The organism is Pseudomonas sp. LB3P14 (genome assembly GCF_054898045.1).
Genome location: NZ_CM142714.1, coordinates 1,599,735 through 1,619,630, shown reverse-complemented (window position 1 = coordinate 1,619,630; position 19,896 = coordinate 1,599,735). Strand labels below are relative to the sequence as shown.

Genomic DNA, 19,896 nt, shown 5'->3' with positions numbered 1-19,896 from the left:
GCGCAGTCCAATGAGATAAGCGGCACGCCAAAACGTCGCACTGTGTACATGAGCACTGCCGCAGTGCGAAGGCGACCACTGCTTGTTCCTCATAAAACTTGGCTTGTCAAGCCTGCTATGAAGTTAGATCTCAACATATCAATAACGTGAAGAAACTATCATGAGCACAACGCAGCAGGGGTTCGCAAGTTCAGATGAAATCCGTTCACGGTTTTCATTAGCCATGTCGGATATGTATAAAGCTGAGGTTCCTTTATACGGCGATTTGCTGGAACTCGTTGAGCGGACAAATCGTACGGCACTCGAAGAAAGTCCAGAGCTGGAAAACCAGTTGTACTGGACAGGGGAGATCACTCGCTTGTCGCTTGAGCGTCATGGTGCAATCCGGCTTGGAACGGCAGGAGAGCTTCATATGATGAAACGCCTGTTCGCGGTAATGGGCATGGTGCCAGTAGGTTACTACGACCTGAGCAAGGCTGGCGTTCCTGTCCATGCAACAGCGTTTCGCGCCACTAGCGAAGAGTCGCTTAAGGCCTGCCCATTTCGTGTATTCACTTCGTTGCTGCGCCTGGATTTGATTGATAACCAGGAACTACGAGAGCTCGCAACTTCAATTCTGGCCAAACGCGACATCTTCACTCCAAGAGCACGAGAGCTTGTTTTGTCTTTTGAGGCACACGGCGGTTTAAATCCGAAAGAAGCTTCAGAGTTTGTGAAAGAAGCACTTGAGACGTTTCGCTGGCATACCCGTGCAACTGTCAGTGCCGACGAGTACCAAAGGCTTCACGACCAACACAGACTGATCGCGGATGTTGTCGCGTTTAAAGGGCCGCATATCAATCATCTTACTCCAAGAACTTTAGACATCGACAAGATCCAAGAGGGGATGGCGGCCTGTGGAATTCCTCCGAAGGCCGTAGTAGAAGGCCCACCTCGGCGAAAGTGTCCAATCTTATTGCGTCAGACGAGCTTTAAAGCGCTGGAAGAGCGTGTCGCGTTTACAGACCAAAGTGATGCCCAGGGTAGTCACAGTGCTCGATTTGGCGAAATCGAACAACGGGGTGTGGCGCTCACGAAGGAAGGTCGTGCTCTATACGATAAACTGCTCGCTCAAGCACGCTCAGAACTGAGTGAAAGCCCCAATGAGAGCAATGCAGATCGTTATAAAGAGATATTAGAAAATAGTTTTTACGCATTTCCTGACACGTATGAGGAATTGCGTCAGCAACGCCTCGCCTATTTCAAGTATTTCGTAACCGACTCAGCGCCAAAACACGTCATGGAAAGTCTCTCGAGCTTGGAGGATTTAATCTCGAGTGGATACGTCCACTGCGAACCATTGGTGTACGAAGACTTTCTGCCAGTAAGCGCTGCGGGAATATTTCAGTCCAATTTGGGAGAAGGTGGGCCTGCAGAATACGCGACCAGTTCCGATCAGCAAGAGTTCGAAAAAGCGCTTGGAGCGAAAGTTTTCAACGAAATCGATTTGTATGCAGATGCGCAAAGCCGCTCGATTGAACACTGCTTCTCGGTTCTGAAGTTACCTCTTCCAGTGGCCGGTGCGTGACCGTTTCAGTGTCAACGGGTTGATGTTTAAATTTAATTTATTGTTGAGAGAAAAAATGAGCAACGAAAAAGGTGTTGGCGATCAAAATTCTCTAAATAATCTACTGGTAGTTCAAGCAGACCATTTCGTGGACGAGCGAACTGGGGCCGTGGTTCCGTCGATCCATCCGTCGACCACGTTCGCCCGGGACGAAAATTACGAGCTGATCGGCAATATCCGGTATGGCCGCTATGGCAACCCCACCTGTATCCAAGTCGAAAACTTGCTAGCCAAACTCGAGGGTGGCAAGGAAGCTCGGGTTTTCTCCTCCGGGCTGGCTGCTAGCACTGCCGTGTTTGAGACAATACAGTCTGGGCAACATATTCTTGCCCCCCAAGTGATGTACCACGGCGCACAGAAGTGGATGCGTCGACTGGCAGAGCGGCGTGGTATTGCACTGAGCTTTTTCGATCAAGCTGACCCTACCGCTCTGCGTAAGGCAATTCGCCCGAATACCGCACTGCTATGGATCGAGTCACCGGTAAATCCGACCTGGGATATTATCGATATTGCTGATGCTGCTGACGCAGTGCATGAGGTGGGAGGAATCTTGTGTGTAGATGGGAGCGTGTCGCCACCGGTGACCTCTCACCCATTAAAGCTCGGCGCGGACATCGTATTTCATTCATGTTCGAAGTACCTCAATGGGCACAGCGATGTTCTCGCTGGCGTGTTGATTACCAAAGAAGTAAATGACCGCTGGGACGAGATCAACCTTATTCGCAACCTGTCAGGCGCGGTCTTGGGATCCTTTGAAGCGTGGCTGTTAATGCGCGGTATGCGTACGTTATTCGTGCGTTTCGAGCGGGCATCCTTCAACGCCCTGGAGTTCGCAAAATACTTCGAGAACCACCCGCTGGTGGAGAAGGTTCTGTACCCAGGACTCGAGAGTCACCCATTGCACGACGTAGCCAAACGTCAGATGACCAACGGCTTTGGGGGTATGTTGTCGATCTTGATTAAAGGTACGCCCGAAGACGTACAACGCGTCGCCTGTGCGCTTAAGGTTTTCATCATCGGAGCGTCGCTCGGTGGTGTGGAAAGCCTGGTCGAGCATCGGGCGTCGGTTGAAGGCCCGGATAGCGTGGTGCCAAAAAACCTACTGAGATTTTCGGTTGGGATTGAGCCTATTGAGATGTTGACTGCTGACCTGGAACAAGCACTCAGCGTATTGGCGCAATAATCGAGCATTTGAGCCAATCCAAATCGGTGTGCCGTTAGCTTAAACCTAAACGCTCGCTAGGTATTCCGAGCATAGAGAGCCAAAGGACTGGCTCCATAAAAACAATGTCGAGGAAAATTTGATGCGTATCGTTCCCAATATCCTGGGCGCAGCTGTCGCTGCTGCTCTGATCAGCACGCCAGTTTTCGCCGCCGAACTCACCGGCACTCTGAAGAAGATCAAAGAGTCCGGTACCATCACCCTTGGCCATCGCGACGCTTCCATCCCGTTTTCTTACACTGCAGATGCGTCCGGCAAACCGGTCGGCTACTCTCACGATATTCAGATGAAAATCGTTGAAGCCATAAAAAAAAATCTGGATATGCCTAATCTGAAAGTCAGGTACAACTTGGTGACCTCGCAAACCCGTATCCCACTGGTGCAGAACGGCACCGTGGACATTGAGTGCGGCTCCACCACCAACAACGTAGAGCGTCAGCAGCAGGTTGCCTTCTCGGTCGGTATCTTCGAAATTAGTACCCGCCTGCTGGCCAAGAAAGATTCGCCCTACAAAGATTTCGCCGATCTAAAAGGCAAGAACGTCGTAACCACCGCCGGCGGCACGCCTGAGCGGATCTTGAAGACTATGAATGCCGACAAGCAAATGGGCATGAACATTATCTCCGCCAAAGACCATGGTGAGTCCTTCCAGATGCTGGAAACCGGCCGTGCAGTGGCCTACATGATGGACGATGCTTTGCTGGCCGGTGAAATGGCCAAGGCCAAGAAGCCGACCGACTGGATCATTACTGGCACGCCACAGTCCCAGGAAGTCTACGGTTGCATGATTCGCAAGGGCGACGAGCTGTTCAAGAAAGCCGTGGATGACGCGATTATCGCGACCTATAAGTCGGGCGAGATCGACAAGATCTACGAAAAATGGTTCATGCAGCCCATCCCGCCTAAAGGCCTGAACCTGAACTTCCCGATGAGCGACGAGGTCAAGGCTCTGATCGCCAATCCGACCGATAAAGCGGTCGACGACAAGAAATCCTGATTTCTGGCCAACCTTACCTTCTGAAGGGTTAACACCTTTTTAGGTATCTGCCATACCCTTGAAACAAGCACTCAGATATTGTTTCGCCGCTTTGCATTGAGCTATTGGTCACCTAAAGAGTGCGCCCTGACACAGGTCAGAGGCGCATTTTTTCTGGTCTCACAGAGCAGAGTCGTTTAGGGAGCCTCATCAGGGAGCCCACGGTGGATGAGCGGAGGACTCTGCGCTGTCACACCTGGCGGAAAGGGGGAGTCTGAGTTTTGTGCGGGGGCAGCAGCAACTGCCAAGCTCGGTTGTCGGGCGAATAGGTACGGCTTTCTGCATGTCAAGTAGCCCACTGATCAACTATGTTCTCTCACTAATATTGCTCTCCCACTAAATTCTGGTGCAAGATAAAATCTGACGGTCAAATAGCGTGAGCTATACGAAATTTTGAATTTCATAATGAGTTTGGAGACTTTATGAATGGCTATGAAGACTTGCTAAAAGCTGTAGGTCAGGATCTATCCCTTTTAGAGCATATATTTGACAGGCTTCCTGAGGTGCTTTTTTATGTAAAAGACGTCGAAGGTAGGTATGTAATAGTTAATTGGGCCGTTGTGGAACAAAGTGGTGCGCGGAGCAAGGACGCAGTATGTGGGCGTACTGCTGATGAATTGTTTCCTGTTAGCGGCTACAGCACATTAGCCCAAGACATGAATGTTATAACGACAGGTAATAGGCTCGTTGACTTATTGCGCTTGTACTTTTCCTCTGACGGGAAGAGGCAATGGTGTCTGAGTACCAAATATCCAATTAGAGGGGCGGATGGCAAAATACATGGGTTGATTGGCGTCTCACGTCGACTACCAAGGCCTGACGAAAAACACCTAAACTATAAAAGATTAAATGAGTTTCTTAGAATACTAGAAGAAGATAGCGATAAAAAACTGTTGATATCAGAGGTGGCCGAGAGAGTGAATATCTCTGTAGATATATTGGAGAAACTCACCAAGGAGATATTTCACCTCACTCCGAAACAGCTACTCCTACAGATGCGTATCGAGCGAGCTTGTGGATTACTTGAATCAACAAAATTAAGTGTGACAGAGATCGCTACAGAATGCGGATATTCTGACCATAGCGCTTTTTCTCGGCAGTTTAAAGCAGCTACTCACTTTACCCCGCGCGACTTCAGATACACTAAGGTTCGTGCTTAAGTAATCGTCGCGTCAGTCCTCCTTCCTCACCATCTTCTTTTCTGATCAGTTCTGAACCGGTTTTGCCCTTAAAAGAGAGAAGCCGGTCTGTCATATGCCATCAGAGCATATTTGCTCCCGTTTTTCGTTTCAGGTTGATGGTTCCTGCTGCCGTCCTCACTGCCCTGATTTCTGCACGCTGTCTTTTCCCCAAAGAAACGTCGCCTATATAGACGGCCGTTTGTCGTCATGTCCTTCGATCGCATCTATGGCTACCAAACTGTGCAAAAAACCGTGTTATCTGGCCCAGCCGATGCAAGCCAAGGTAGGTGCGCAGCGGTAGCATTGTAGGTGTCGGGAGGGCAGGCGAGTCCGTAGTGATAGCCATCAAGCTGTTAGTTTTCGTGCCGTCGCCCTGATTCGTTGTTATTGGTGTTCGCAAAAAAGTGAATTCTCTAATGATGGGTCTGTGCATTTTGGCGCTAAAAGGCGTCCCCCGCTTTCCGATCTTTTTCCGTAACGTGACCATAACAAATATTCTACGGAGCAGAAGTCAATGTCTAAGCGAAGCCAAGTAACAGGTTTGCCGGTAATAGCGTGTCTGGGTCTTCTAACCCTAAGTTCCACAGCGTACTCCGACGTACGAATCGGTGTGGCAGGCCCCTTCACCGGGGCAAACGCATCGTTCGGCGAACAGTATATGCGGGGGGCTCAGGCGGCAGCTGACGAAGTCAATGCTCACGGTGGAGTTAACGGGGAAAAGATCGTCCTGGTTAAAGGTGATGATGCTTGTGAGCCGAAGCAAGCGGTAGCAGCGGCCAATAGGCTCGTAGACCAAGACAAAGTTGTTGCGGTAGTTGGACACTTTTGTTCCTCGTCTACTATTCCAGCCTCCGAGATCTACGCCGATGCTGGTGTGCTGATGGTCACTCCCGCGTCGACCAACGTTAAAGTTACCGAGCGGGGACTCACGAGTGTTTTCCGTCTCTGTGGCCGCGATGATCAGCAAGGCATTGTTGCCGCAGACTATCTCGTAAATAACCTCAAGTTGAAGAAGATTGCCCTCGTCCACGATAAGGACACTTACGGCCAAGGTCTGGCCGACGCGACTCGCGCGGAAATGTCGAGACTTGGAGTTAAAGAAGTTCTTTACGAAGGCATTACTCGGGGTGAAAAGGACTACAACGCAACGGTTACGAAAATAAAACAGACCGGTGCGCAAGCCGTCTTCTTTGGTGGGCTTCACTCTGAAGCAGGCCCTTTGGTACGGCAAATGCGGGAGCAGGGCATTGATGCCGTATTCATGTCTGACGACGGAGTGGTTACCAACGAATTGGTCACCACCGCAGGTGGTGCCAAGTACGTCAACGGCGTTCTGATGACCTACGGTGCAGACCCTCGACTCAATCCGGCATCGCAAAATGTGGTTCAGTTCTTCAAAAAAGCGGGATACGAACCGGAGGGGTACACGCTCTACGCGTATGCATCCATGCAAACCATCGCGGCTGCTTTGAATGGTGCGAAGGCAAACGATGGTGAGAAAGCCTCGCAATGGCTGAAAAACAACGCCGTGGATACCGTGATGGGTCGCAAAGAGTGGGACTCGAAGGGCGATCTGAAAGTTTCCGACTATGTAGTGTATGAGTGGTCTGGTGACGGTCAATACAAGCAAATTAGTAAGTAAGTTCTCTCGCAATACCTGACCTTCCAAGTTTGCCTGGAGTTGGTTGGCCATGGGCTCGTGGCAATAAAAATAATAAGCCTCGGATGGCGTTTCGCGCTGGGCAAGGATGCCCATTTCCAATAAGAAACAGGTGCGGCGTCTAACCGGCGCTTTCAATGCTCCACTGAGGTGATTGCGTGATGAATGAGTTCGTTTTCCAGCAGCTTTTTAACGGCCTTACTTTGGGGGCCGTATATGGCCTGGTAGCTATTGGCTATACAATGGTCTACGGAATTATCGGGATGATAAATTTCGCCCATGGTGATGTGTATATGGTATCCGCATATCTATCCGCCATAGGCCTAGCACTCTTTTCGTTCTTTGGTATCCAGTCATTTGCATTTTTGATATTTGCAACCTTGATCTTCTGTGTTGTCGTAACATCAGTATATGGGGTCGTGATTGAACGCGTGGCATACAAGCCACTTCGTAACTCTACTCGTCTCGCACCATTGATCAGCGCGATCGGGATGTCTTTGATTCTTCAGAACTACGTTCAGATCAGTCAAGGAGCCAAACAGCAGGGAATACCTACATTCCTCGATGGTGCCTTTCAGGTGGCAGTTGGTGGAGGGTTTGTCCAGTTGACATATACGAAGGTGTTCATCCTGGTCGCTGCATTAATGGGCATGGGTGTTTTAACTTATATTGTTAAGTATACCAAGCTAGGCCGCATGTGCCGCGCTACTCAACAAGATCGGAAGATGGCATCGATCTTGGGTATTGATACCAATCGGGTAATCTCTTACGTTTTTGCTATTGGTGCTGGAATGGCTGCTCTGGCCGGTCTGTTAATCACTATGAATTATGGAACGTTTGACTTTTATGCTGGATTTATTTTGGGCATTAAAGCATTCACTGCTGCGGTATTGGGCGGTATAGGTTCATTGCCAGGTGCCATGCTCGGCGGAATTATATTAGGTGTTGCTGAATCTCAGTTCGCTGGGCTTGTGAACTCCGATTATAAAGATGTATTCAGTTTTGGTTTGCTCGTACTAATCCTTATTTTGCGCCCTCAGGGTCTCATCGGTCGTCCTCTGGTTGCGAAGGTGTGAACATGGCTTCTGTATCCGTAAGTAAAAGCTTAGAAAGCACGGCATCGACGAGTCGCACCATGGATTTGAAAAAGTCCCTAATCGAGTCAGTTGTGGCTGGTTTGCTTGCTGTAATCGTATTCGGCCCTATCGTTGGGGTAGTGCTTGATGGTTACAGTTTTGATCTTCACCCGGCTCGCGTCGCGTGGCTGGTGGGCGTTGTTATGATTGGGCGTTTTGTACTAAGCGTTTTTTTACAGTCAAGTTTCGGACGTGCAATGGCAGAACGCTTTGCCAGTAGCGAAAGTGGTGTAACTGTTTCCGCCCCCGACTACCGCTCGCGTCTGCGCTGGATCATCCCTGCAATGATCCTCATCGCGTTGATCTTTCCGGTCTTTGCTAACAAATACATGCTGGCAGTCGTAATTCTGGGGCTTATCTACGTTCTGCTAGGTTTAGGCCTGAATGTGGTCGTCGGTCTTGCCGGTCTTCTCGATCTTGGTTACGTGGGCTTTTATGCAATTGGGGCTTATGGGCTGGCACTGGGTTACCAGTATCTTGGACTGGGCTTTTGGTCTGCACTTCCATTGGCCGCGATCGCCGCTGCGCTAGCAGGCTGCATTCTCGGATTTCCAGTATTACGTATGCATGGTGACTACCTGGCAATTGTGACCTTGGGATTCGGTGAAATCATCCGTTTGATCTTGAACAATTGGCTCTCCTTTACTGGTGGCCCTAATGGTGTGGCGGTGCCTTCTCCAACATTTTTTGGCTTGGAGTTCGGACGTCGAGCTCGAGAGGGTGGTGTACCTATTCATGAATACTTCGGCTTCGAATATAACGCCGATCTGAAATTCATTTTCATCTATGGTGTGCTCTTTCTCACGGTGTTGGCTGTTTTGTACATCAAGCATCGCTTAACCCGCATGCCGCTTGGTCGCGCGTGGGAAGCGTTGCGAGAGGATGAAATCGCCTGTCGAGCGATGGGACTTAATCACGTATTGGTAAAGTTGTCGGCGTTCACCATTGGCGCCTCTACAGCGGGTTTGGCGGGTGTCTTCTTTGCAACCTATCAAGGGTTCGTCAATCCGACTTCGTTTACCTTTTTCGAGTCCGCTTTAATCCTCGCCATTGTTGTGCTTGGAGGTATGGGGTCAACTTTAGGTGTTGTTATTGCCGCTTTCGTATTGACTGTTGCTCCCGAGTTACTACGTAGCTTCTCCGAATATCGCGTATTGCTATTTGGCGTTCTCATGGTGCTCATGATGATTTGGCGGCCCCGTGGTCTGATCCGAGTTACCCGCGTCGGCGTTAAACCCAGGAAAGGGGTAATGACTAACTTGGAGGGCGCGAAATGAATAACGAAGTCGTTCTTTCTGTGGAGCACCTGATGATGCACTTTGGTGGCATCAAGGCGCTTAGTGATGTCAGTCTTCAAGTTAAGCGCAATTCGATTTTTGCGCTCATTGGCCCTAACGGTGCTGGCAAAACTACAGTTTTCAACTGTTTGACTGGTTTTTATAAAGCTACTGGTGGGCGGATTGAGCTAAATACTCATGGGAGGGAAACCAACGTTATTAAATTGCTAGGCGAATCTTTCAAAGCAACGGATTTTGTCTCTCCAGCGAGCTTTGCCAGTCGTGTTTGGTACAAGATGTTCGGCGGTACCCACCTGGTTAATCGCGCCGGTCTTGCGAGAACATTTCAAAACATCCGACTTTTTAAAGAGATGTCGGTGGTCGAAAACCTCCTGGTTTCCCAGCATATGTGGATTAATCGCAGTATGTTGGCAGGCATCCTTAACACCCCGGGTTATCGCAAAGCCGAAGAGGAGGCACTTAATACAGCTTTTTATTGGTTGGAAGTAGTCAATCTTGTTGAATGTGCCAATCGCCTCGCGGGTGAACTGTCTTACGGGCAACAGCGTCGACTGGAAATTGCCAGAGCGATGTGCACCCGCCCTCAAGTCATATGTTTAGATGAGCCAGCCGCAGGACTCAATCCTCAGGAGACCGAAGAGCTCAGTGGCATGATACGCAAACTGCGAGATGACCATGACATGACCATAGTGCTTATTGAGCACGACATGGGAATGGTTATGGGAATCTCCGATGACATTGTCGTATTAGACCACGGCAGTGTCATCGCCACCGGAAAGCCTGACCAGATCCGTAATGATCCAAAAGTAATTGCAGCGTACCTCGGCGCTGACGAGGAAGAATTAGTATGAGTCGATCTATCCTCCAGCTTAAAGATGTTGATGTCTTTTATGGCCCTATCCAGGCGCTCAAGAAAGTTTCTCTTCATATCAATGAGGGTGAGACTGTCAGCTTGATTGGCTCTAATGGCGCGGGTAAGTCGACGCTGTTGATGTCCATTTTTGGGCAGCCACGCGCCGCAAGTGGGCAAATTATTTATAACAGTGTAGACATCACTCAAAAAACTGCACATTACATTGCATCTAACGGAATAGCACAGTCGCCCGAGGGGAGACGCGTTTTTCCAGATATGTCTGTAGAAGAAAATCTCATGATGGGTACGATTCCGATCGGAGATAAACACGCCCAGTCGGACATGCAGCGAATGTTTGATCTTTTTCCAAGACTTAAAGAGAGACGAAATCAGCGATCCATGACGATGTCAGGTGGCGAACAGCAGATGCTTGCTATAGCCCGTGCTCTCATGAGCCGGCCAAAACTGCTGCTATTAGATGAACCAAGCCTCGGGCTCGCACCGATCGTAGTTAAACAGATATTCAGTATTTTACGAGAGCTAGCATCGACTGGAATGACCATATTCCTAGTTGAGCAAAATGCCAATCATGCTTTGAAACTCTCTGACCGCGCTTATGTGATGGTTAATGGTGAGATTCGCATGACTGGCACAGGGCAGGAGTTGCTAAGCAATGACGAGGTACGTAATGCGTACCTCGGTGGCCACTAAACCTAGTTTTATGTCTTGACTATATATCAGTGACATTTTATTACCCATAATTAAGGATACGCCTTTATGAAACATCAAAACAAAGTTGCCCTCGTGACCGGTGCTGCCCAAGGGCTGGGTTTGGCATGCGCGGAGCGCTTTCTGGCTGATGGTGCGAAAGTCGTGCTGGTAGACGTCCAGGCTGAAAAAGTGAGGGCCCAAGCGGAGCGGCTCGGTGAAAATGCCACTTGGTATGCAGCCGATTTGAATGAAATCAACAGTGCCATGGCTGCTGCCATTGTCGCCAAGGCTGTTGATCACTTTGGTTCGCTCGACATCGTTGTGAATAACGCTGGGATCATTCACACAGCTGAGTTTGTGGACTTTCCGGAGGATCAGTTCGATCGCAGCCAACGAATCAATGTGAAGTCTCAATTTCTGATTGGACAAGCAGCGGCACGCGTAATGATCGAAAAAGGCATTCAAGGTTCGATCATCAACATGTCGTCCATCAACGCGATTCTGGCTAACCCGACAGCGGTAGCCTATGCGGTGTCTAAAGCCGGTATCAAACAACTAACCGCAGTGATGGCCGTAGGTCTGATTAAACACGGCATACGTGTTAACGCACTAGGCCCAGGCACAATCGCTACGGAACTGGTGATGAACTCTGTGATGGCAAGCCCTGAACAGAAGCGCACCGTGATGTCTCGTACGCCTATCGGTCGACTAGGCGAAGCATCCGAAGTGGCCAGCGTTGCTTCCTTTTTGGCGAGTGATGATGCGTCCTACATCGTGGGTCAGACAATCTATCCGGATGGTGGCCGCCTGATTCTCAACTACACAGTTCCTGTCACTGAGTGAGATGTCAGTCATGCCTAACCTCAATATCCAACCGGCGTTGAGCGTTGCAGGTACCCGTGGCCTTTTTCTAAATGCTGCGCAGGTGCAGTTCAGTGCCCAAGTACAAAACCGTATCTTGGGCATGGCTGCTGCAGCGGCCAAGCTTGACCACGTCGCCGAAGTGGTACCAGGCGTAAATAGTTTGCTCGTTGTGTTTGATCCGACTCGTGTTTCTCCAGCAGTGCTGGGCGATAAGCTGATGTCTATCTGGTCGTTAACACCCGCTGATGAGGTTCAAGGACGGGAATTCGAAATTCCCGTCCAATACGGCGGAGCCAAGGGTGAAGACTTGGCTCAAATTGCGCAATTCGCCGGGCTTGAGGTAGAGGAGTTCGTGAGGATTCACAGTAGCTCCGTATACCAGGTTGCATGTGTGGGTGCGATGCCAGGATTTCCCTACTTAACTGGGCTGGATCCTCGATTGGCTATGCCTCGACGTTCAAGCCCTCGCCTGAGCCTTGACGGCGGTTCAGTCACCATTGGTGGTACTCACGCAGGCATCACGCCTTGTACAGCCCCATCGGGTTGGCATGTTATCGGCCATACCTCGATGAAGTTGTTTGATGAGCTCAGTTCGCCGTCAGCGCTTCTGAAGCCAGGCGACCGTATCCGCTTTGTAATTGAAGGAATCGAATCGTGATCGAAGTGCTTTCTACCGGTGCTTTGAATTCCATTCAAGATGCTGGCCGTCATGGTTTTTTGAACATTGGCGTTGCGCAATCGGGGGCTATGGATAGTGTAGCCCTGGCGTTGGGTAATATCCTTCTCGGGAATTCTCGGGACTGCGCTGGTATTGAAGTCACGATGTTTCCGTTCCGTCTCAGACTTCTAGCAGACTGCCAATTTACTTTGGTAGGCGCCGACTGCCGTGCAACGCTAGCTGGTTTGTCTGTGCCTCCACAGTGGGTGTGTCAGGGCAAAGAAGGGGACATTCTCGCTATCGAAACTCCTGTCCACGGTGCTCGGATTTACGTCTGCTTCGCAGGCGGTATCGACGTCCCGCTAGTGATGGGGTCTCGCTCCACAGACTTGAAAAGTGGTCTTGGTGGTTTTGAGGGGCGAGGGTTGAAGCGGGGAGATGTTCTGCCGATCGGCGCGTCCGACAGCCTCAGCTTTTCCGGCGGCGTGTGCGGCCCAAGCTCACTGTGCGAAGACACCACGCGGATCAGAGTTATCCCTTCCGCAGAGTTCCATGAGTTCGATGACTCAGTGACCGAACTGTTCTTCGCGAGCGATTGGACGATTACCCCAGAGTGCAACCGTATGGGGATACGTTTGAGTGGGCCAACGATAGCGCCTCGCCAAAAAATGGAAATGCTATCGCATGGAATCCTACCAGGAACGGTACAAGTTCCTCCAGCAGGTCAGCCCATTATCCAAATGGCAGATGCGAACACATGTGGCGGTTATCCGAAGATCGCCAACGTTATCGATGCTGACATTGGGCGATTAGCTCAAGCACGGGTGGGCTCGTCGTTCCGATTCGTCCGTGTAGACCATAGTGAAGCTGTTTCTGCCCTGATGGAAATTGAAGAGCACCTCAATCGCTTGAAAAGCGAGTTGAGTTCGCGGCTGCGCGCTTCCTGAAACCATTCCGAGGAATTTGATATGTCCACATCCTTCAAAGTCGACTTGAACACCGATATGGGTGAAGGCTTTGGCGCCTACACCATGGGCGACGACGCCGCCATCCTGAACGTGGTGACATCCGCGAACATCGCTTGTGGGTTTCACGCAGGTGATCCGGAAATCATGGCTCAGACTTTCGTCATGGCCAAAGAGAAGAATGTCGCTGTTGGTGCTCATCCCGGATTTCCTGACTTGTGGGGTTTCGGCCGACGTGTGATGGCGTTTACTCCAGGCCAGATCGAGCGGTTGGTCGCCTATCAAATTGGTGCAGCCCAAGCTCTTTCGGCGTATGCGGGACACCCTATCACTCATGTCAAAGCCCATGGCGCGCTTAGCAATCTCTCCGCGCAGGATCCAGCCGTCGCAGCAGCCATTTGTCGCGCTGTGAAAGCTGTTGATCCAGCCTTGATTTGCTTGGTTATGGCGGTAGGCGATCACGCCAGGATCGCTCAAGACATGGGGCTTACTACCCGTGCGGAAATCTTTGCCGACAGGGCGTACACCGAAGAAGGGCATCTCCTTTCAAGGAAAGAGCCTGGAGCAATTATCCATGATCCCCAACTGGCTGCTGAGCGCGTCGTTCGGATGATCCGAGGTCAGGGAGTTGAAACCATATCCGGCAAGATTTTCAAATGTACTGTCGACTCTGTATGCGTGCACAGCGACACGCCAGCTGCTGTAGAAATCGCTAAATCGATTCGCAGGCTGCTCGAAAGTGAAGGCATCGAGGTTTCGAATTTCACCTAAGCAATGAAAATTACAATTAGCCATAGGTATTCAAGATGAAGCTAGAATTCATCGAACGTTTGATTAAGCTTGCCGAGCGTTCCGGCGTCGCAGAGTTGGAATATTCCGAGGGCTCCAGCAGAGTTCGGATCAGCCTGCTAGTAGGGGGGCATGAATCTTCATCGCCAATTGAAACCCCCGTTTACACAAATGTCGCATTGCCAACGTCTCCCACGAAATTGGTCTCTTCTGCAAGTCATACCTCCGGCCATCCCGTTACATCAAGCTTGGGTGGCATTTTCTACCGATCTCCCGCACCTGATAAGCCTGCGTTCGTCCAAGTAGGGGACGAGGTCAAAGAAGGGCAGACGCTCGCGATTATAGAAGCCATGAAGATGCTAAATCCCATTGAGGCGGAAAGAGGAGGGCGCATCTCCGCCATCCTTCATCAGGATGGCGAAATGGTTGATGCCGGCGCCCCCCTGTTCATGCTGAAAGATGAGGATTAAGTAATGACAAAGCTATTGTTTGACAGCGTCCTTATCGCCAATCGCGGCGAAATTGCACTCCGAATTATGCGAGCAGCCCGGGATCTGGGCTTGCGTACCATAGCCGTTCACTCTGAGGCCGACCGTACTTTGCGGCATGTACAACTGTCTGATCAGTCCATTTGTATTGGGCCAGCTGCCGCCAGTGAAAGCTATTTGGATAGTAGAAGGATACTTAAGGCTGCACAGCTCACTGGTGCTGGGGCTATACATCCGGGTTACGGTTTTCTGTCCGAAAATGCTCGTTTTGCTGAAGAGGTCGAGCAGGCCGGATTGGTCTTTGTGGGCCCGACGTCGGCATCAATTCGTCTGATGGGCGACAAAGTTTCAGCGAAGCAGGCGATGCTAAAAGCCGGCGTCCCTTGCGTACCAGGATCGCCTGGTGCACTACCGTCAGACAGCAAAGAAATCCACGCTCTTGCCTCTGCTTGCGGATACCCGTTGATTGTTAAAGCATCTGGCGGCGGCGGTGGTCGTGGTATGCGAGTTGTCAGATCGCTAGCTCAATTAGAAGAAGCGGTCGCTGTCACTAAGGAGGAAGCCGGTCGCGCATTCGGCAATCCTGAGGTCTATCTGGAGAAGTTCTTGGAGCACCCTCGGCATATCGAGATCCAGGTGCTGGCAGATAATTTTGGAAATGCCGTCTGGTTAGGTGAGCGAGACTGCTCCATGCAGCGCCGGAATCAAAAGATTATTGAGGAATCACCCGCCCCAGGAATTGACCGTGAGGCCATCCGTGTATTGGGCAAGCGCTGTGTCAAAGCCTGCCAAATGAATGGGTACCGTGGTGCAGGGACGTTCGAATTTTTGTATGAAAACGGTGAGTTTTTTTTCATCGAAATGAATACTCGGGTGCAGGTGGAGCATCCAGTAACGGAGCTGGTGACGGGTGTTGACGTCGTCCGTGAGCAGCTAAGAATTGCACTCGGCTTGCCGCTGTCTTTCACTCAGGAACAGATCCGGATCAGAGGCCACGCTATTGAGTGCCGAATAAACGCTGAAGACCCTTACACGTTTGCACCTTCTCCAGGGAAGGTCGAACACTGGGCTGCACCTGGAGGGCCGGGCATCCGTATCGATAGTCATCTGTATTCCGGATATCAGGTTCCGCCCTACTACGACTCTCTCATCGCGAAGTTCTTGGCACATGGTTCTTCCAGAGAGGAGGCAGTTTTGCGCATGCGCGGCGCTCTGCACGAAGCAGAACTGGTGGGTATCAAGTCAAGCATTGACTTGCATAAAGTCCTGATGACTGAGCCTGGTTTTGTTAAGGGTGGATTCGATATCCACCACCTGGAGCGTTACTTAACTGAGGTGGAACAGAACGTGCGGAGTAATGCGAAATGAACGCCGATGATATTGAGAAGCTCACCGCCTTAGTGAGCAAGATGCCACTCAAATCGTTTGAGTACCATGAAGACGATTGTCACCTGTCTCTGGTTTTCAATAGGAGTAAAGCTCCTGCCGGGAAGGTTGTGTCCCTGGTACCGGAACAGCATTCGGCAGCCATCGTTCGCTCTCCCGGAATGGGTTTTATCAAGCTCACCCATCCGCAGCAACGGAATGAATTTATTCCTCTAGGATCCTCGATCGAAAAGGGGCAAATCCTGGGATTCTTGCAGGTGGGTGATCTTTTAGAAGGGGTCGTAAGCCCGCAGGCTGGGACGTTGTCAAAGGTATTGGTTGCTGAGGGTGACTTAGTGGGTTACGCGGATCCGATCTTTGAGATTCAGTAGAGGGTAGGGTATGTCTCAGACTTCGGCCTCCGGGCCCATCGTGCATTTCCCAGGATCGATTGCAGAGTCTGCCTTCGAGTTAATCGTTGAGTCCGGTTACTCGGCGATGTCGATGAGATGTCTGGCCCGGAAGTTGGGGATGCAGCCGGGAAGCATATACCACCATTTCCACAGTAAAGCGGATGTGCTGGAACAGGTCATTGAAGCCTTACTTAGACGTCGCTTAGCCGGATGGTTAAGCATCAAACCTAAGCGAGTCGATGTCGTCTCAGCAATGAGGGCTTTTGTCGCGTTTCACGTACAGCACCAGCTAAAATTCGGTCGAAAAGATCAATTGCTTATGATCGAGATCCGACATTTGGATCAGGCGCGGCGTGAAAAAATCCTCGTCAGTGATACCGACTACTTCGATGAGCTTCGTAAAATCGTCAGTCATGGAGCCGAGTCAAAAGCGTTTAGGGTGCTAGATGTGGATATTGTCGCGGCGAGTCTTTTGGCCTTACTCAATGGTACCCTGGGGTTGCTTAACGATGAAAAACCTATGTCTGATGCGTTCATCATTCAGTTGATGACTCATATGGCTTGGCGCTTGTTGGGAGTGCAAACCACTAAACATTAATGGCGTCACTGCCGCATTGTCCCGTTAAGTGGCGGCGCTCGTAGCACACGAGCGTCCGCTTTGAAGCTGATGTCTAGCCTTAAATTAGCGATCTTTGGATTTCCTGCATGTTCAAAAAGCAGCTGCTGAGCTCGACAGCTTTTGTTTGCATCGCAGATCGCGGGCCATACATTGCGTTAGGGGCAGGCGTCGCATTTGCGCTTTTGGGAGGACTGTTCTCGGCAAGCAGGACAACCAGCAGCAGCGAGGCGAAGTCGTTCGAGACTTCGTGACCAGCAGACTGAGTAAGTGTCGCATTGTCCGGCGATTTGGGCTGATAAGGCCATCGTATGCTGCGCATGAATAAGACAGAAAGGAACATCATGAAGATAGAAGAGAGTGTCAGAAGCGAAATCCTCAGAGGTGCCAGAGACTCATTTCCGATTCTTTTTGCTGTTGCACCCTACGCCATGGTCTTGGGCGCACAAGCCTCACAGGTGGGGCTCTCGGTTGCAGAAGTCACCAGCATGACGGGTTTAAACTTTGCGGGAGGATCCGAGTTCGCCGCAATTCAGTTGTGGGCATCACCGCCGCCCGTACTGATGATTGTGCTGATTACCTTCCTGATAAACAGTCGGCACATTGTAATGGGCGCGGCACTGGCGCCCTATCTGCAACACCTGCCGAAACGGAAAATCGTTCCGGCGCTTTTTTTCATGGCAGATGAGGGATGGGCAGTCAGCTACGCCGATACGATGAGACGCTCTTTAAACAAACACCAGCCTGCGTTTAGTTGGCCTTACTACTGGGGAGCGTGCTTTCCCTTTTACCCCGTCTGGGTCGGGTTTGCGGTTCTGGGGGCGATGATCGGGCCGGTGCTCGGCGACATTGAAAAATACGGATTTGCTATGGCATTCCCCGCGGTATTCATCGTGTTGCTCAGAGGGATGTGGAAGGGCGTTCGTTTTGCCCGACCTTGGCTGGTAAGTCTAACTGTTGCGGCAGCGGTCTATCTTCTTGTGCCCGGAGCTTGGTTCGTTCTTGCCGGCACACTGGCAGGGATGATTGCCGCTTACTTGTGGGCGGTGACCGAATGATCAGTGCAGCGTCATTGCTTACGATCCTCGGCATGGCCCTCGCGACCTACGCAACGCGGGTTCTTGGGTTTCTGCTGTTACGAAACCGCAAGTTGAGCCCACGTGCCAAAGCCGTCATGGATGTCGCACCGGGGTGTGTACTCATTTCCGCGATTGCTCCTCACTTCGTATCGCCACATCCCGAAGAACTTTTTGCATTGGGGGTCACCCTATTGGCGTCTTGGAAGCTGCCGATGCTGTTGACGGTCGCATCGGGCGTGGCTTCGCTGGCGGTCTTGAAGTATTTGTTCAATGGCTGAACTAGCGATGGGAGGAGAACAGCTTGCAGTTTGGTCACTCCGTCTCATTAGTGATTTTTTCGTATCCACCATCCCCATTGCGCTTCGAATTTTCGACCAGCCTCAATCGAGCGTTATTGGATACCAACGACCACCGATTCATAATTGGGGAGAGTAAATTTGGCGTCGTGATTATGCGGCACCCACCAGTTTCATTGAAGTTCCAAGCTGGCGCAATCGGCTATATTTGGAAGCGCTACGGACAAATACTGTGGTCTCGTGACAAGGCTGTTTGTTTAAAGTGATGCTTTCTACAACCTTGATAGACACCACCCTTAGGCGATGGTGTCAGCTGGGGGATGTCCATGAGGTGGAACGAGGTGGACTTATACCATTATAAGTATTCGCAAAGATATGCCGTATCTTGTGTTGTGGTTACTTTAAAATCCGTATTGGCTGGAACATTAAACTTCTGCCCTGCACGGAAAGTCTCCCATTCTGTTGCGTCGGACAATTTTACTTCCATCGCACCGGTGATCACATGCATAATTTCGTTACGGGAAGCACTGAACGTGTACTCACCGCAGGCCATTACACCAATAGTTGCAGTGCAAGAGCGGCTATTAAATGCTATCGATTTAACTGCGCCACCAAAGTATTCGTTTGTTTTGAACATGGGACTCCAAAAAACAATTGTGTTTTATTGCTACGGTCGTTTACGCTGTAAGCCGCTGCGTAGACGTACTAAATAGTAACGCGCTATTTACCCCTCTGACTTGTACTATTTTATGCGTTAAGAGCGGTTTTTTGCATAGTTAGCAGTGTTCTGACTGGTAGCCTGCTCGCGAAGCACGGACTGCGCCAAGCATTGCACAATCATCGAACACCATTGATTCTGGAGCTAAGATGTTTGTCAGCGAGAGTTGTACCGTAGCCCCTCAGACCTATGACACATATCTGCAAAGAACGGTATATAAAACCTTAATAGCGCTTGGTATCTTTTTCGAGCGTGTGGCTACAGACGCAGTCATCACAATGGAAGATTGTGCTTGCATCAATCGCAAGCTCAAGATGAAGATGGTTAAGACCCTATTTCTCTGCAACAGCCAGAAGACTAAGTTTTATCTATTAATCACTGTCGGCGACAAACCGTTTAATTCCAAGCAATTCAGTAAGGCGATCGGCTCTGCTCGAGTCTCTTTCGCCCCCCGGGAGCTCATGGAGCAAATGCTCGGGGTGAAGGTCGGGGCCGCGACAGTTTTCTCAAAGCTGCTTGATCCTGAGGACGCTATTCAATTGGTTTTTGATAGCGAAGTCCTAGCTGATGACTGGTTCGGCTGCAGCGACGGTACAACCACGGGATACATGAAGGTCAAAACCACTGATATTTTTGAAAAATTCATGTGCTTTATCAAGCATTGCCCCCAAGTCATCACCTTGTAGCTGCAATTGCGGCACTGGAACGCCGAGTAGGCGCTGCTCAGCGCAGGTGTAGGCCTCCAAGCTGCTTCTGGCCAAAGGCACGGATCGCTCAGGAGCCTATCGTGCCCGAGGCTCTGCGGGACTTGCACAATCCACATACCGCTATTGGCCAACTGGTAACAAAAAGCCCAGCTCTAGTCTGGGCTTCTACGCAAGCGGCCTTCCTCACATTTGTGGAGGCGAGTTACCTGAATCGCTGTGGCGAAAATGCCTCAAC

Annotated in this window: 21 protein-coding genes; 20 read left to right on the top strand and 1 reads right to left on the bottom strand. The window is 50.6% G+C overall.

Annotated features, from left to right (window positions below):
* The first annotated feature begins 160 nt into the window (after positions 1-160).
* The 19 genes from hglS (at position 161) to ACYZT5_RS07450 (ending at position 18,218) form a co-directional block, all read left to right on the top strand.
* Positions 161-1,567 carry a 2-oxoadipate dioxygenase/decarboxylase HglS gene (gene hglS / locus ACYZT5_RS07540; protein WP_462050527.1) on the top strand — a complete coding sequence of 469 codons (1,407 nt, stop codon included), beginning with the start codon at positions 161-163 and terminating at the stop codon, positions 1,565-1,567.
* A 55-nt stretch (positions 1,568-1,622) separates the two neighbouring features.
* Positions 1,623-2,789, top strand: coding sequence for a trans-sulfuration enzyme family protein (locus ACYZT5_RS07535; RefSeq protein ID WP_462050526.1), 1,167 nt, complete (start codon positions 1,623-1,625; stop codon positions 2,787-2,789).
* A gap of 121 nt (positions 2,790-2,910) precedes the next feature.
* Entirely contained in the window at positions 2,911-3,825 is a 915-nt protein-coding gene (locus ACYZT5_RS07530; RefSeq protein ID WP_462050525.1) for a glutamate/aspartate ABC transporter substrate-binding protein, read from the top strand.
* A 461-nt stretch (positions 3,826-4,286) separates the two neighbouring features.
* Complete coding sequence (locus ACYZT5_RS07525) at positions 4,287-5,024, top strand: AraC family transcriptional regulator (protein ID WP_462050524.1); 738 nt, start codon at positions 4,287-4,289, stop codon at positions 5,022-5,024.
* A gap of 535 nt (positions 5,025-5,559) precedes the next feature.
* Complete coding sequence (locus ACYZT5_RS07520; RefSeq protein WP_462050523.1) at positions 5,560-6,687, top strand: branched-chain amino acid ABC transporter substrate-binding protein; 1,128 nt, start codon at positions 5,560-5,562, stop codon at positions 6,685-6,687.
* Positions 6,688-6,866: 179 nt separating this feature from the next.
* A complete protein-coding gene (locus ACYZT5_RS07515; RefSeq protein WP_462050522.1) occupies positions 6,867-7,781 on the top strand; it encodes an ABC transporter permease subunit in 915 nt (304 codons plus the stop codon).
* Between the two features lie 59 nt (positions 7,782-7,840).
* Positions 7,841-9,118, top strand: a complete 1,278-nt coding sequence (livM, locus tag ACYZT5_RS07510; RefSeq protein ID WP_462052208.1) for a high-affinity branched-chain amino acid ABC transporter permease LivM — start codon at positions 7,841-7,843, stop codon at positions 9,116-9,118.
* Complete coding sequence (locus ACYZT5_RS07505) at positions 9,115-9,990, top strand: ABC transporter ATP-binding protein (protein ID WP_462050521.1); 876 nt, start codon at positions 9,115-9,117, stop codon at positions 9,988-9,990. Before livM ends, ACYZT5_RS07505 begins: the two co-directional genes overlap by 4 nt.
* Positions 9,987-10,703: an ABC transporter ATP-binding protein gene (locus ACYZT5_RS07500; protein ID WP_462050520.1), complete on the top strand. Its 717-nt coding sequence runs from the start codon at positions 9,987-9,989 to the stop codon at positions 10,701-10,703. Before ACYZT5_RS07505 ends, ACYZT5_RS07500 begins: the two co-directional genes overlap by 4 nt.
* Before the next feature lie 66 nt (positions 10,704-10,769).
* A complete protein-coding gene (locus ACYZT5_RS07495; protein WP_462050519.1) occupies positions 10,770-11,546 on the top strand; it encodes an SDR family NAD(P)-dependent oxidoreductase in 777 nt (258 codons plus the stop codon).
* Positions 11,547-11,556: 10 nt separating this feature from the next.
* On the top strand, positions 11,557-12,225 hold the full coding sequence (pxpB, locus tag ACYZT5_RS07490; RefSeq protein WP_462050518.1) for a 5-oxoprolinase subunit PxpB: 669 nt from the start codon (positions 11,557-11,559) through the stop codon (positions 12,223-12,225).
* The gene (locus tag ACYZT5_RS07485; RefSeq protein ID WP_462050517.1) at positions 12,222-13,172 is read left to right on the top strand and encodes a 5-oxoprolinase subunit C family protein; all 951 of its coding nucleotides are present in this window, start codon (positions 12,222-12,224) and stop codon (positions 13,170-13,172) included. Before pxpB ends, ACYZT5_RS07485 begins: the two co-directional genes overlap by 4 nt.
* Before the next feature lie 21 nt (positions 13,173-13,193).
* On the top strand, positions 13,194-13,961 hold the full coding sequence (locus tag ACYZT5_RS07480; RefSeq protein WP_462050516.1) for a LamB/YcsF family protein: 768 nt from the start codon (positions 13,194-13,196) through the stop codon (positions 13,959-13,961).
* 35 nt (positions 13,962-13,996) lie between these two features.
* Positions 13,997-14,449, top strand: a complete 453-nt coding sequence (locus ACYZT5_RS07475) for an acetyl-CoA carboxylase biotin carboxyl carrier protein (RefSeq protein WP_462050515.1) — start codon at positions 13,997-13,999, stop codon at positions 14,447-14,449.
* A gap of 3 nt (positions 14,450-14,452) precedes the next feature.
* Positions 14,453-15,835, top strand: a complete 1,383-nt coding sequence (gene accC, locus ACYZT5_RS07470; RefSeq protein ID WP_462050514.1) for an acetyl-CoA carboxylase biotin carboxylase subunit — start codon at positions 14,453-14,455, stop codon at positions 15,833-15,835.
* The gene (locus ACYZT5_RS07465) at positions 15,832-16,224 is read left to right on the top strand and encodes a biotin/lipoyl-containing protein (protein ID WP_462050513.1); all 393 of its coding nucleotides are present in this window, start codon (positions 15,832-15,834) and stop codon (positions 16,222-16,224) included. The genes accC and ACYZT5_RS07465 overlap by 4 nt, the downstream gene beginning before the upstream one ends.
* A gap of 10 nt (positions 16,225-16,234) precedes the next feature.
* Entirely contained in the window at positions 16,235-16,843 is a 609-nt protein-coding gene (locus ACYZT5_RS07460; protein WP_462050512.1) for a TetR/AcrR family transcriptional regulator, read from the top strand.
* 329 nt (positions 16,844-17,172) lie between these two features.
* Complete coding sequence (locus ACYZT5_RS07455; protein ID WP_462050511.1) at positions 17,173-17,919, top strand: AzlC family ABC transporter permease; 747 nt, start codon at positions 17,173-17,175, stop codon at positions 17,917-17,919.
* The gene (locus tag ACYZT5_RS07450; protein WP_462050509.1) at positions 17,916-18,218 is read left to right on the top strand and encodes an AzlD family protein; all 303 of its coding nucleotides are present in this window, start codon (positions 17,916-17,918) and stop codon (positions 18,216-18,218) included. The genes ACYZT5_RS07455 and ACYZT5_RS07450 overlap by 4 nt, the downstream gene beginning before the upstream one ends.
* A gap of 373 nt (positions 18,219-18,591) precedes the next feature.
* Here ACYZT5_RS07450 and ppnP read toward each other — a convergent pair whose 3' ends face one another.
* The gene (gene ppnP / locus ACYZT5_RS07445; protein ID WP_462050508.1) at positions 18,592-18,873 is read right to left on the bottom strand and encodes a pyrimidine/purine nucleoside phosphorylase; all 282 of its coding nucleotides are present in this window, start codon (positions 18,871-18,873) and stop codon (positions 18,592-18,594) included.
* Positions 18,874-19,103: 230 nt separating this feature from the next.
* On the opposite strand from ppnP, the gene ACYZT5_RS07440 reads away from it, so the two are divergent.
* Complete coding sequence (locus ACYZT5_RS07440; protein ID WP_462050506.1) at positions 19,104-19,640, top strand: prolyl-tRNA synthetase associated domain-containing protein; 537 nt, start codon at positions 19,104-19,106, stop codon at positions 19,638-19,640.
* The last annotated feature ends 256 nt before the right edge of the window (positions 19,641-19,896 follow it).